The organism is Acinetobacter sp. UBA6526 (assembly GCF_002434875.1).
Taxonomy (GTDB): domain Bacteria; phylum Pseudomonadota; class Gammaproteobacteria; order Pseudomonadales; family Moraxellaceae; genus Acinetobacter; species Acinetobacter venetianus.
On record NZ_DJLC01000016.1, the window covers coordinates 12,512 to 26,200 of the forward strand.

Consider the following 13,689-nt stretch of genomic DNA (forward strand, 5'->3'; position numbering starts at 1 on the left):
GTAGATATTTAAGATCAATTATAAGCAAAGGAATCTAATATGCGTTACATCGATCCTAATCAAGCTGGCTCTAAAGTCCAGTTTAAAGCTCAATATGAAAACTTTATTGGCGGTCAATGGGTAGCTCCTGTAAGAGGAGAATACTTCGATAATGTTTCACCTGTCGATGGCAAAGTGTTTACAAAAATCCCGCGTTCTTCAGTTGAAGACATTGAACTTGCTCTCGATGCGGCACATAAAGCGAAAGCAGAATGGAATAAAAGCTCTCCAACTACGCGTTCAAATATTTTATTAAAAATTGCTGATCGTATGGAACAAAATTTGGAATTTCTTGCTGTCGCAGAAACTTGGGACAACGGCAAACCAGTTCGTGAAACTTTGGCAGCTGATATTCCACTGGCAATCGATCACTTCCGTTATTTTGCAGGATGTATTCGTGCACAAGAAGGCGGAATCTCTGAAATTGATGAAGATACAATTGCATACCATTTCCATGAGCCTTTAGGTGTGGTGGGGCAAATCATTCCTTGGAACTTCCCTATCCTCATGGCGGCATGGAAACTTGCACCTGCACTAGCAGCAGGAAACTGTGTGGTATTAAAACCTGCTGAACAAACGCCTGTTGGTATTTTATTAGTACTTGAACTGATCCAAGACATTCTACCTGCTGGTGTACTTAACGTAGTTAATGGTTTTGGTGCAGAAGTTGGCCGCCCACTAGCAACAAACCCACGTATTGCAAAAATTGCCTTTACTGGTTCAACACAAGTTGGCCAATTAATTATGCAGTACGCAACTGAAAATATTATCCCTGTTACATTAGAGCTTGGTGGTAAGTCTCCAAACTTATTCTTTGAAGATGTAATGGATCAAGACGACGACTATCTTGATAAAGCACTTGAAGGTTTTGCAATGTTCGCCTTAAACCAAGGTGAAGTATGCACATGCCCTTCTCGAGCGCTTGTTCAAGAAAGTATCGCGGATAAGTTTTTAGAAAAAGCCATCGAACGTGTTAAACGTATTAAATTAGGTCATCCTTTAGATACGGAAACCATGATTGGTGCTCAAGCATCTTTAGAGCAACAAGAGAAAATCTTGCGTTGTATCAGCACTGGTCGTGAAGAAGGTGCAGAAGTTCTCACGGGTGGTAGTGCTCGTCAAGAAGTGGGTGAAGGTTTTTATATCGAGCCGACTGTCTTTAAAGGTCACAACAGCATGCAAATTTTCCAAGAGGAAATTTTCGGACCTGTACTTTCAGTAACAACATTTAAAGACTTTGACGAAGCGATCAAAATCGCAAATGAAACCATTTATGGTTTAGGTGCAGGTGTCTGGTCACGTTCAGCACATATTTCATATCGTGCAGGCCGTGCAATTGAAGCAGGTCGTGTTTGGACTAACTGCTATCACATTTATCCAGCACATGCAGCTTTTGGTGGATACAAAAAGTCAGGTATTGGTCGTGAAAACCATCGTATGATGTTAGATCATTATCAACAAACTAAGAATCTTTTGGTAAGTTATTCAACTAAACCAGCAGGTTTCTTTTAAAACTTAAAAGGCTTTTACTTTTTAGGTAAGTCAATTTAAACCAAGGCAAGTACATAAGCCGTACTTGCCTTTTTATTTTAATCAAAAAGATCAGTAAAAGTATCAGTTGTCGTGTAGTTGACAGATTTTCTTTTCAAATAAATATATGTTTAAAGTACTAAATCAAATTTAGATCATTCAAGATTTTTCTTGGTAATGACCAAATCAAACAAAACAGCAATTATTTATCAAAAGAATATGACTTAGGAAAGTACGGTTATGGATTCAGGATTGATCACAATATTTTTGCCTATTGCTTTAGCGATCGTCATGGCAGGTATGGGTTTAGAATTAACACTTAAAGACTTCGCAAGAGTTAGCAAACATCCCAAAGCAGTTTTAATCGCTTTGTTCTGCCAGTTGATTCTATTGGTGGGTATTGCTTTTTTAATTTGCAAAATATTAGCACTTCCCCCACTTTTAGCAGTGGGATTAATGCTGTTGGCAGCTTCACCGGGAGGAACAACCGCCAATTTATTTAGCTATTTATATAAAGGTGATATCGCACTGAATATTACTTTAACTGCAATAAATGCAATTGTTGCAGCCGTTTTTCTGCCTTTTATTGTGAACTTTTCAATCTTGCATTTCATGAATGAAGGCCAGCAAGTCGGTCTACAATTCACTAAGGTTTTACAAGTTTTTTTGATTATTTTAGTGCCTGTATGTATTGGGATGATTATTCGTCACTATGCGCCACAAATTGCTGAGAAGCTAAATTGTCCTGTCCGAATCTTCGCGGTAGTATTTCTCGTAATTATTATTTTAGGTGCGATTATTAAAGAGCGAAATAATTTAATTGATTATCTTGGCCAGATTGGTCTTGCAACAGCACTATTCTGCGCGATCAGTCTTATGGTTGGATATTTTGTACCACGTATTATGGGTATTAGCTCATATCAAGCACGAGCATGTGCATTTGAAATTGGTATTCATAACAGTACTTTAGCAATGACCATTGCGCTTACAATTATGGCAAGTACTACCATTGCTATGCCAGCAGCAGTGTATTCAATATTCATGTATATTTTTGCGACTATATTTGGAATATTGATTACTAAATTCAGCGCTAAAGATGCTGTAATTGCCCAATAAACATACAATATTAATCTAAATATAAGCGTATATAAGTTATACGCTTTTTTATGCGAAAGCGATTATAGAGACATTAACTCTGATTTAAGCTCTACTCCTGACCATGCTTTTGATTGTATTGTTGATTCAGCTTGTTTAATCAACTCAATTAACTTCTGATTAATCGGTGCTTTTAAATTTAGCTGTTCTGCTAGTTTTACAACTTCACCATTAATCCAGTCAATTTCTGTTTTCTTTCCAGAGAGTAAGTCATCAGCCATTGATGATCTTGCATGGGGATCAATTTCCAACATTTTCCTACTGACAAGATTAAAAATAGGATTTGGTAATTTCAAAATATTTGGAATGAAGCGAGCCGGTATCGTGGTTAACTGGGCGGGTTTTATTTTTGCTATTTTTAGCAAACTTAATGCCTCTAGTTGGGCTATTGCTAAACACTGTCGATACTCACGAATAGAGAGTTGTTGTTTTAATGGTAATTGTGATAATGCATTAATTGAATTATTTAGATTTAATAGTAATTTTGCCCATTGAATCGCTTGCATGTCTTGTTCTAATTTTATTGCTAAATGTGCTTGCTGAAAGGCTTGGATTAATTCAGTTAAACCATCATTTTTCTTAACAGATAAAGTTCCTTCAGTACCTTGATGAAATACACCATTTCCAAGAGCTGCAACGTTAAAAGGCACCATACCCTCTAGCACTGTATGACCATCTAGAAACTGTTTTAAGACACCTACATTGCTTAAACCATTTTGGAAACTAATAATAATGGTTCTTTTCTTTAAAATCATATTTAACTCAGTTGCAACTTGTTGAGTTGCTGCTGATTTTACGCAAACAAAAATGATGTCTGCCTGATTAGCAAGATCCGCCGAATCGTATAACTGAAGCGCATCCAATGAAATTGTTTGTCTTCGTCCTAAATAATCTGAGACAGTCAGACCGTGATGTTGAAGTTGCTGTTTTACTGAAGGACGAACGATAAAATCGACATTAACTCCTACCGCAGCCAATCTCCCACCTAGATAACAACCAATACTCCCTGTACCGTAAATACAAACTTTCATTCATTTCCCTTCGGCTTCTAATTTCCAACTTTTATTAATTTAAACAATTTTTATTGGTCAGTTTGTCATTTACTTTACAAAGTTTTAATTTTCATAAAAAAGCCCAACACTAAGTTGAGCTTTTTACTATGTAGTATTCATTAAAGATTTGGATCAGCCAATAACGTTGTTGCAGCAAGCTTACCTAAATTATTGGACGCTAGCGGACTATCTCCCGTTAAAAGCTTTCGATCTTTATGTACCTGACCTGTAATCCCTTTATTCAAAATCTTGACGCCTAACTTTTCAAGGTTTTCACCAACTAACCAAGGAAGCTGTCCTGGCATATAACCAATATCAATGTTTGCCCCTTTATCTAAAGCATCAGGGAATACACAAACCTGATAATCTTTGAAGATAAAATCCTCTGGTGCTTCACCTAGAGCAGCGGCGAGTAAAGATGCAGGACCATGACACAAAGTAATCACATATTTATCATGATCCATTGCCCACTTTAATAACGCTTTTACTTCTGTGCTATGTGGTATTTTTGCCAGTATACCATGACCTCCGGGGATAAATACGCCTGCATATGGCGAATCAACACTTAATGCATTTTCTAAAATATCAGCAAGTTTAAGCGGTGCTTTTAATTGCTTTTCATACTTTTTATAAGTATCCAACACAACTTGCTCTTCATTTGGCATTGCCCACATTTCTAGTTTTACAGGATTTCCAGAAAGTGTAGCAATATCAAATTCAAAGCCTGCATTATCTAGATGAAACATCGGCAATAACATTTCTACAGGATGATTTCCTGTTGAAAAGAATTTCTCATTTTGCATCAAGATATAACGTTCATCCGTTGCAATCATTAAGATTTTTTTATCGCCTTTATATGGAGTAGGATAAGTTGTGCCGTCATAATCTGTTTTGGCTGAAGTATATTGACTGAGTGAATATGGAGATGGAAAAAAAGCATTATCTTCAGCAAGATCTGGAGTTGGATTACGATCATCTAAATTTGTAGTCATTTTGAGATTCCTCATCATATGTTATTGTTTAATAAACACATACTGCTTCAAGGCTTCGCCATGCTCAAGTTTTAAATATAAACAGGCATGGAATGAACATAATTAGGCATAAACTAAGATTTAAGTTCTAATACCACTTTACCAATATGCTGGCTGCTCTCAAGGCACTGATGTGCCTGAGCAACGTCTTCAAAAGCAAATGTTTTATAAATAATTGGTTTACATTGTCCTGCTTCAATCAATGGCCAAACAAATTGCTCAAGCTCTCGAGTAATTTTTGCTTTTTCATCATTTGTTCTGGCTCGCATGGTCGATCCTGTCACGACAGCTCGTTTCAACATTAATTCTTGAATATCAAAACCATCTACTTTTCGACCACCCATAAAACCAATAATGACCAATCGACCATCACGTTTTAACAATCGCAAGTTCTGATTGAAATAGGCTGCTCCAATGATATCGAGAATGACATCAACCCCTTTTCCATCAGTTAATGCTAAAACTTCCTTTTCAAAATCTTGGGTTTTGTAATTGATAACATTTGACATAGAAGCCAATTTTTCGACTTTATCATCATGTCCAACTGTAGAATAAGATTGGATACCCATCGCATGACATAGACTAATTGCTGTTGAGCCAATTCCGCTTGCTCCACCATGAATAAGCACTGTTTCATTCTTTTTCAAATGACCAATCTGAAATAAATTTGCCCAAACTGTAAAATAAGTTTCTGGAATAGCGGCTGCTTCTACAAAACTTAAATTTTTGGGCATAGTTAAGGTTTGATTAGCGGGTACTGCACAATATTCTGCATAACCACCACCATTGGTCAGCGCACAGACTTTGTCACCAACTTTAAATTTTTCTACTTTGGAACCAATTTCGACAATAACACCTGCAACTTCTAAACCGGGAATTAACGTTACGCCTTTAGGCATTGGGTAAAGTCCTTGCCGTTGTAAAATATCTGGTCGATTTATACCCGTTGCATAAACTTCAATTAATACTTCATCTTCTTTAATCTCAGGTTTCTCACCCTGTACAACTTTTAGAACTTCAGGACCGCCTGCTTCAGTAATTTCGATATATTGCATTTGTTCTCTACTATTCTGATTCATGATTTAATCATTCCTTATCTATATTTACTTCAGTCTGATTAGGAGAAAAACCAAACTGTTTTTTAAACTCTCGACTAAATTGAGAAGAACTTTGATAACCAACAGCATAAGCGGCTTGGGCAACACTTTGGTCTGCGTTTTGCAACAATTGTTTTGCCTTATGCAACCGAACAACTTTTAAATATTGTAATGGTGAATGTTGAGTAACTTGTTTAAATGCTTTGTGAAAGGCAGATGTACTCATATTTGCTTGTTCAGCAAGCATTTCAACTGTCAATTTTTCAGTAAAATGATGTTGAATATATTCACAAATCTTATAAATAGGTCTTAGATTTCCCTGTACAACAAGCCCCTTTAAAGCATCTGCCCCAGAGTGTTGAATAACTCGGTATAACAGCTCACGCTTAATTTGATCTCCGAGAATTAATATGTCTTGTTCGGAAGTTAAGGTATTTAATAGTCTCAAAAGCACAGATGAAATTGTTTCATCGTATTGAATGACACTCATCCCAGTTGTGAGTGGGGTAAATTGATAATTCTCAAAATAAGTTTTAGCAAGCAATTCATTCACGGTATCGGCATCTAACTTCATGCTAACAGCAATCATCGGCTGTTCTGAACTTGCAATCGTGTCACAATCAAATGGCATTGAAACAGATACGATTAAGCATTCACCTTGTTCAAATGAATAAGTTTCTTTTGCTATATATCCGCGCTTTTTACCTTGTAAAACGAAAACAAGCGTTGGTTCTTGCAATACCGAAATTGGAGGTGTGTTGTGATCTACGCGCATCAAGGTAATACCATCAATCGCTGTGGCAAAGAAGCCTTCTTTACGAACCAGTTTAAGGAATAAAGGAATGAGCTGTTGTTGATTCATCATAGGTGATCTGATGAGTTAGAATTTGATATTTATTATTAAATATTAAAACAATGGAAACTGTTAGTTTTATGCAGAATTAGGCATAACAAAAACAGTTTCCGTAAAAATAAATCTTTTTGAAAATTGGAAAAGTTTAATAAAACTGACTCGAATCCAACATCTGCAAGGTAATCTTTTTGACTTCATCACGGCTTTGCATGATGTGCGCTTCGATTGCATTGATCGCTTCATCGACTTTTCGATTAAAGATAAAACCTAAAATTTTTTGATGCTCTTGATAAGTTGCCTCAACACGATAATCTTTGGAAAAATCTAAGCGACGAATGATACGAATGCGTTCACTCAAGTCTCGATGAATCCGTGCCATTTCATTATTTCCAGCAGCACGAACTAAAGCACAATGAAAATCTTCATCTTGCTGAGAAAGTTGCTTGATATCTTTCAAATATTGGCTTGGTTCAACCATCCAAAAATCTTTTAAAACGGACAGTTCAACCGAGTTTTGATGATCGATATAACAAAGTTTTCGAATAGCATCTTTTTCTAACACAATCCGCACATCATAAAGCTCTTCGTAATAACGAAAATTCAGCGGTCGGATTTGCCAACCGCTGCGAAAACTCACATCAACATAGCCTTCCTGTTGCAAACGATACAATGCTTGTCGGATTGGGGTACGACTCACATCATAGGCCTTTGCAACTTCGGACTCAGTAAAGCGTTCACCGGGCATCAATTTGAAATCGAAGATATCATTCTTGATGCGTTGGTAAACTAGCTCAGACAAACTGTCTGAGCCTTTAGTTGTTATTTTTGTCTCTTTCATTGGCACCTATTCCATATACACCAACGGTTCACCGCTGTGAACAGTTTGCCCTGCGCGACAAATAATTGCTTTCACTATGCCATCTTCCTCAGCATACACAGGGAGTTCCATTTTCATTGCTTCAATAATAGCAACAGTTTCACCTTTTTTGACCTCCTGCCCACTTTCTACAAAAATTTTCCAGATATTGCCTGTCATAGAAGCATTAAGTGAGGAAAGATGGCTATAGTCCACGTCATTTGGAAGCTCTATTTGCTCCTCGGCTTGAGTTGAGAACTCTTCTTTCCAACGACTGACTTCCGTTGTAAATGCATGTTGTTGTTTCTCTTTAAATGCAGCGATACTCTCTGCTTCATTTTCCAAGAAGTTTACATAAGAGGCATAATCAAACTCAGTCTCTTCGATTTTGATTTCAGCACGACCATTTTCAAAGTCTGCACGCCATTGATTCAGCTCATCCTCAGTGACTGGGAAATATTTAATTTGGTCAAAGAATTTTAAAAACCATTGTTTGTCACCAAACTGTTTATTTTTCTTGAACTTATTCCAAATTGGCAAAGTACGTCCAACCAATTGATAACCACCGGGTGAATCCATACCGTAAATACACATGTACATCCCACCAATACCCACAGTGCCTTCAGCCGTAAAAGTACGCGCAGGATTGTATTTTGAGCTCAATAAACGATGGCGTGGATCGATTGGTACGGCACATGGCGCAGTTAAATAAACATCGCCTAAACCCAAAATTAAATAATTGGCATCAAAGATAATATCTTTGACTTCATCACGATGTGCTAAACCATTAATGCGTTGGATGAAATCGACGTTATTTGGCAACCAAGGTGCTTTGGCACATACGCTTTCTTGATAACGTTCAACAGCTCCTAGTGTTGCACTATCTTCAAATGCCATAGGTAAATGAACGATACGAGATGGGATTTTAAGGTTACTCAAATCGCCCATTTCTGCTTCAAGCTGAAGAAGTTTGCTAATTAAATCAGCTTGTAGAATCACGAGACCATCATATTTGATTTGTAGTGAACGCACACCCGGAGACAGTTCCAATACCCCTGCAATGTCAGCATCACGAATCATTTGAATCAATTGATGTACGCGTAATCGCAATGCTAAATCCAGAACATTTTCACCGTATTCAAGCAAGATATAACTATCACCTGCTTGGCGATAAACTGTTTTTGGGGAAACGTCTGTTTCATCACGTTGCGCTAAAATGGTGGTACTGACATTTTCAGTGGGTTCAATAATTTCAGCAGCATTTTCAGCGTTTGCAAAGTTTTCAATATTGGCTTTTTGTTTAAGCTCAAGCGCATTTGCTTGCTCAACTGACATCGGATAAAAACGAATTTTATCATCTGCTTTGAGCTGTCCGACTTTCCACAGCTCTGCTTTAGCAATAGTGACTGGGCAAACGAAACCGCCTAAGCTTGGGCCGTCTTTTGCCAAAATGACAGGAAAATCACCTGTAAAGTTGATCGCACCAATGGCATATTCACAGTCATGCACATTGGATGGATGTAGACCTGCCTCACCGCCATTTTCTCGTGCCCAGCTTGGTGTAGGGCCAGAAAGACGAACACCTAAACGGTTTGAGTTAAAATGTACTGTCCATTCAGATGCAAAAAATTCTTCTATATATTCAGATTTAAAGAAATCAGGTGCGCCGTGCGGTCCATATAAGACACCGATTTCCCATTCATTGCCATATTCAGGAATTAAATCAGTTGATAATGCTTGCGGTCTATCAATTGCAACAGGTAGCTCGGCACTGGCGAATGCAGGATCAACTAACTTGATCATGTCACCAACGCGTAAAGTACGCCCTGCATGACCACCAAAATTACCCAGTGCAAATGTTGATCGACTACCTAAATACAATGGAACATCTAAACCATCACGTACAGCTAAGTAAGTACGGCAACCTGATTCAACTTGTCCAATTTTTAAAGTTTGACCTGCTTTAACTGTAATGGGTTTCCAAAAATCAATTTCAGTTTCATCCAGCAATACCTTACAGCTTGCGCCCGTAAGTGCAATCGTTGTATTTGCGTGAAACTTTAATGTTGGCCCGACAAGAGTAAATTCAAAACCTGCGGCTTTTGCGTCATTACCCACGATTCGATTGGCAAGCTGAAATGCATAATCATCCATAGGCCCTGATGGCGGCACGCCAATATCCCAATATCCTGTACGACCTGGATAATCTTGGATCGAACTCAAAGTACCTGCTTGTACGACTTCAATCACATTCGGTGCATAGTTAAAATCATCGAGCATCCGTGTCCAGATTTGCATACTTTCAAAACGCTCATCCGACACAATAGCACGTGCATAATCTAAGTTGGTACTAATACCATTTAAGCGAGTTTCAGCCAATACTGTTTTTAACTTTTCAATTGCAGCTGCACGATCATCTGCATGGACGATAATTTTGGCGATCATCGGATCAAAATATTGCGATATTTCCGTTCCTGTTTTCACCCATGTATCGACACGGATATCTTCAGGGAATGCAACTTCGGTCAAAACACCCGGACTTGGCTGGAAGTTTTTCGCTGGGTCTTCGGCATAAACACGAACCTCAATTGCGGCACCTTGCGGCTGAATATTGCTTAAATAATTCCAGTCCAGTTCATCGCCAGCAGCAACTTTAAGCATACATTCGATTAAATCTAAGCCTGTCACCATTTCAGTTACAGGGTGCTCAACTTGTAAACGTGTATTGACTTCCAGAAAATAGAATTCATCACGTTTTGCATCATAAATGAACTCAACTGTACCCGCGCTGCGGTAGTTTACAGATTGTCCGAGTTCCACCGCCGCCTGATGCAATTTTTTGCGGGTTGCTTCTGGTAGATTTGCAGCAGGTGTTTCTTCGACTACCTTTTGGTTACGTCGTTGCAATGAACAATCACGCTCACCAAATGCAACCACTTGACCTTGACCATCACCAAAAATTTGGACTTCGACATGACGTGCTTTATCAATAAAGCATTCTATAAATACGCCCGCATCTTTAAAGAATTGCTCGCCTAAGCGTTTTACACTTTCATAGGCATCCGTTAATGCTTGTGGTGTATCACAACGTGTTAAACCAATACCACCTCCACCAGCGGTACTTTTTAACATGATCGGATAACCAATTCGATCAGCCGAAGCTAAAGCCTCTTGCAAACTATCCAGCAATCCTGTTCCCGGTGTCATCGGCACATTTGCAGCGGCCGCCAACTCACGCGCACGATGCTTTAACCCAAACTCTAAAATTTGCTCCGCCGTTGGCCCCATAAAAGCAATATTATTTTCTTCACATGCGCGTGAAAAATCAGCGCTTTCAGACAAGAAACCGTAGCCGGGAAAAATGGCTTCTGCTCCTGTTTGTTTCGCAGCTTGTATCAGCTTTTCAATGCTCAAATAGGTATCAGCAGGTTTCAAACCCTCTAAAGCAACAGCAATATCAGCATCTTCAACATGCTGCGCGTAACGATCACTGTCTGAATATACAGCTACACTGGTAATACCTAATTTTTTAAGCGTTCGAATTGCTCTCACAGCAATTTCACCACGGTTTGCAATAAGTACTGTTTTAAACATGATGATTCCCCAAAAAAATTAAAGTGTTGTATTTGCTGTTTGGCTATTGCGGTACTGGATGTAAGCTCTCCAACCGCCAAAGTGACTAATATTCTCCGCATCACCTAAGCCATAAGGCTCACAGATAAAGCCTTTCACCCAACGACCATCTTCTAGTTCGACATTCCCCATGCCTAAAGGTGTTGGAATTTCTGCTACAAATTCGCCGAAACGCGCTGTTGGCACATCCCACAATTCAACGATAATGCTTTGCCCATCCTCTTGACGTGCTAAGCCCGGTTTAGGCGGAATCGTTCCATTGAGTGCGTAAAGCGCATAATTCTTAGAGGTTTTCGTGGTTTCAACATGAACCGCATCACGCGTGGTGAGTTGGAAATTCAGTGGCATGCCCGTTAGATGTGCACCAACCACGGCAACGCGAATATGATGTGGTGAAATAACAGTTGAACTATTTGAAGGTACACTTTTGTCTAAAGCACCTAATTTCAGCGCTAAATAGTTTTGCCAAGCTTTACCAAAATGCGCGAGCGCAGCATCGTGCCAAGCAGGTGCAATCAAGGTAATGCCAAAGGGTAAATGATCTGCTCTAAAGCCTGCGGGTAAAGCCAATGCACTTAAATCAGCAAGATTGGTAAAGTTGGTATACGTTCCAAAATGTGCGTTGTACTCGATCGGATGCTGCTGTACTTGTTCAATGGTATAAATCGTCGGTGTTGTTGGTACGATTAAGGCATCAAATTCAGCCAATGTTTCTTGAATTTTTCGTGCCAAATCTTGTTTTAAATATTCAGCATTGTATGCATCGATCGCCGTATATTTTTCACCTTGTTGAATGATTTCTAAAACAGTTGGATCAAAATCATCAGCATTGGTTTTTAGTAAGTCTTCAACGGCTGCTGTCCGTTCCGCGACCCATGAGCCTTGATAAAGTTGAGCAGCAAGTTTTTCAAAATCTGAGAAATCAATATTTGTGATTTCAGCATTCAGTGATTCAAGCAGTTGAATTGTTTTTTGAAATGCAGTTTCGGCTTGAGTATCACCAAAAAAGTTAAGTTGTGCTGGCACAGCAAATTTCATTTTGCTCGAAAAGCGTGCTGGAACATTTTTAGGATGTTTTCTTGAATAGCTATCGAGTGCATCGTATGCCTCAACAACATTGGCGACAAGCTCAGCATCGCTCACAGTCAATGCGAAGATCGAAATACAATCTAGTGTTTTACATGCAGGCAATAAACCACGATTAGAAAAACGGCCTTTGGTTGGTTTCAATCCAACAATGTTGTTAAATCCCGCTGGAACACGACCAGAGCCAGCCGTATCAGTTCCTAAAGCAAAAGGAACAAAGCCTCGTGCAACAACACTTGCTGAACCTGAACTTGAACCACCACTCACATATTCAGATTTAAATGTATTTGGCACTGCACCAAATGGAGAGCGTGTTCCAACAAGCCCTGTTGCAAATTGATCGAGATTGGTTTTACCAATCACAATCGCACCTGCTTGTTTGAGCAAACGAACTGTCTCAGCATCTTGGTCGGCAATTTGAGTCAATGCCTTACATGCAGCTGTCGTCACAAAGCCTGTAACATCAATATTGTCTTTAACTGCAAACGGAACGCCATACAATGGAAATTGTTTTTGTAAGTCTCCAGCGTTTTGAGTTAAAGCGTTCAGTGCTTGGATCTGTTGTTCAATTAAATCTGTACTTGCTACTGAAATCCACGCACAATCTTGTGGATGAATTGCTGTCACTAATTCTTTCAAGTTATCTAACTGGATTTCATTTTTTAAATAAGCTGTTTGCCATTCAGAAACTGTCCAGCCTAAAGTTTTTATCTCACGCACTTTATGAATCCTATCTTGTATACAAGTTTGAATTAATAAATGCAGAAAGTATGCCAACCTTATTTTTGTTATAAAAAATAACAATTTATCTTTATTTTATAATTTTTATTAAAAATTTTTGCTTTGCGATGATACGAAAAAGAGCTTCTATGAATTTTGCTTGCTCCATAATTCAGCAATTTAAAATGACATAAGCAAACTGGCTTCTAAACTGTGCATTATTATTTTTATAAATCTTCAATATCTGGGTTATTCATTTCGTTTTAATAAACCTGACAATTCATCAAAATCCTGTTGAATCGCTTGCGCAGCTTGATTTTCCATTACTCTAAATTTTTTTAAGATCGTTTGACCGAATTCAGTTACGACTGCACCACCACCATGCGTTCCGCCCGTTTGAGTCTCAACGAGTGCTGAGTCGAAACATTGGTTCATGGTATCTACAAGCTGCCATGCGCGTCGATAACTCATGTTCATCGACTTTGCTGCTTGAGAAATAGAACCTGTGCGTTGAATTGCTTCTAATAACTCAGCTTTACCTGGACCAAATGCAATCTCATCATTAGACAATATTCGAACATGTATTTTTAAACGAGGCTTTGACATTGATTTAAACCCAAAGAATAGATGACACATT

At 38.6% G+C, this 13,689-nt stretch carries 10 protein-coding genes; 2 read left to right on the forward strand and 8 right to left on the reverse strand.

Features of this window, described 5'->3' with window-relative positions; all coding sequences use genetic code 11:
• Nucleotides 1-39 precede the first annotated feature (39 nt).
• Both B4237_RS01220 and B4237_RS01225 read left to right on the forward strand, forming a co-directional pair.
• The gene (locus tag B4237_RS01220) at nucleotides 40-1,551 is read left to right on the forward strand and encodes an aldehyde dehydrogenase family protein (RefSeq protein ID WP_004879686.1); all 1,512 of its coding nucleotides are present in this window, start codon (nucleotides 40-42) and stop codon (nucleotides 1,549-1,551) included.
• 258 nt (nucleotides 1,552-1,809) lie between these two features.
• Entirely contained in the window at nucleotides 1,810-2,685 is an 876-nt protein-coding gene (locus B4237_RS01225; protein ID WP_278595201.1) for a bile acid:sodium symporter family protein, read from the forward strand.
• Nucleotides 2,686-2,747: 62 nt separating this feature from the next.
• Here the strand turns inward: B4237_RS01225 and B4237_RS01230 are convergent, their stop codons facing one another.
• The 8 genes from B4237_RS01230 to B4237_RS01265 form a co-directional block, all read right to left on the reverse strand.
• Entirely contained in the window at nucleotides 2,748-3,755 is a 1,008-nt protein-coding gene (locus tag B4237_RS01230) for a 2-dehydropantoate 2-reductase (RefSeq protein ID WP_278595200.1), read from the reverse strand.
• A 140-nt stretch (nucleotides 3,756-3,895) separates the two neighbouring features.
• Complete coding sequence (gene hchA / locus B4237_RS01235) at nucleotides 3,896-4,768, reverse strand: glyoxalase III HchA (RefSeq protein ID WP_278595199.1); 873 nt, start codon at nucleotides 4,766-4,768, stop codon at nucleotides 3,896-3,898.
• Nucleotides 4,769-4,881: 113 nt separating this feature from the next.
• The gene (locus B4237_RS01240; protein ID WP_278595198.1) at nucleotides 4,882-5,886 is read right to left on the reverse strand and encodes an NAD(P)H-quinone oxidoreductase; all 1,005 of its coding nucleotides are present in this window, start codon (nucleotides 5,884-5,886) and stop codon (nucleotides 4,882-4,884) included.
• Between the two features lie 7 nt (nucleotides 5,887-5,893).
• Nucleotides 5,894-6,769, reverse strand: coding sequence for an AraC family transcriptional regulator (locus B4237_RS01245; RefSeq protein WP_278595197.1), 876 nt, complete (start codon nucleotides 6,767-6,769; stop codon nucleotides 5,894-5,896).
• A 133-nt stretch (nucleotides 6,770-6,902) separates the two neighbouring features.
• Nucleotides 6,903-7,595: a GntR family transcriptional regulator gene (locus tag B4237_RS01250; protein ID WP_278595196.1), complete on the reverse strand. Its 693-nt coding sequence runs from the start codon at nucleotides 7,593-7,595 to the stop codon at nucleotides 6,903-6,905.
• Between the two features lie 6 nt (nucleotides 7,596-7,601).
• Nucleotides 7,602-11,207: an urea carboxylase gene (gene uca / locus B4237_RS01255; RefSeq protein ID WP_278595195.1), complete on the reverse strand. Its 3,606-nt coding sequence runs from the start codon at nucleotides 11,205-11,207 to the stop codon at nucleotides 7,602-7,604.
• An 18-nt stretch (nucleotides 11,208-11,225) separates the two neighbouring features.
• The gene (gene atzF / locus B4237_RS01260) at nucleotides 11,226-13,052 is read right to left on the reverse strand and encodes an allophanate hydrolase (RefSeq protein WP_278595194.1); all 1,827 of its coding nucleotides are present in this window, start codon (nucleotides 13,050-13,052) and stop codon (nucleotides 11,226-11,228) included.
• A 249-nt stretch (nucleotides 13,053-13,301) separates the two neighbouring features.
• Entirely contained in the window at nucleotides 13,302-13,658 is a 357-nt protein-coding gene (locus B4237_RS01265) for a winged helix-turn-helix domain-containing protein (RefSeq protein WP_278595193.1), read from the reverse strand.
• Between the last annotated feature and the right edge of the window lie 31 nt (nucleotides 13,659-13,689).

What these genes read in the sequence shown, in the direction of transcription:
- B4237_RS01220 (WP_004879686.1), top strand. Translation starts at nt 40, where the DNA reads ATGCGTTACATCGATCCTAATCAAGCTGGCTCTAAAGTCCAGTTTAAA.
- B4237_RS01225 (WP_278595201.1), top strand. Translation starts at nt 1,810, where the DNA reads ATGGATTCAGGATTGATCACAATATTTTTGCCTATTGCTTTAGCGATC.
- B4237_RS01230 (WP_278595200.1), bottom strand. Translation starts at nt 3,755, where the DNA reads ATGAAAGTTTGTATTTACGGTACAGGGAGTATTGGTTGTTATCTAGGT.
- hchA (WP_278595199.1), bottom strand. Translation starts at nt 4,768, where the DNA reads ATGACTACAAATTTAGATGATCGTAATCCAACTCCAGATCTTGCTGAA.
- B4237_RS01240 (WP_278595198.1), bottom strand. Translation starts at nt 5,886, where the DNA reads ATGAATCAGAATAGTAGAGAACAAATGCAATATATCGAAATTACTGAA.
- B4237_RS01245 (WP_278595197.1), bottom strand. Translation starts at nt 6,769, where the DNA reads ATGATGAATCAACAACAGCTCATTCCTTTATTCCTTAAACTGGTTCGT.
- B4237_RS01250 (WP_278595196.1), bottom strand. Translation starts at nt 7,595, where the DNA reads ATGAAAGAGACAAAAATAACAACTAAAGGCTCAGACAGTTTGTCTGAG.
- uca (WP_278595195.1), bottom strand. Translation starts at nt 11,207, where the DNA reads ATGTTTAAAACAGTACTTATTGCAAACCGTGGTGAAATTGCTGTGAGA.
- B4237_RS01265 (WP_278595193.1), bottom strand. Translation starts at nt 13,658, where the DNA reads ATGTCAAAGCCTCGTTTAAAAATACATGTTCGAATATTGTCTAATGAT.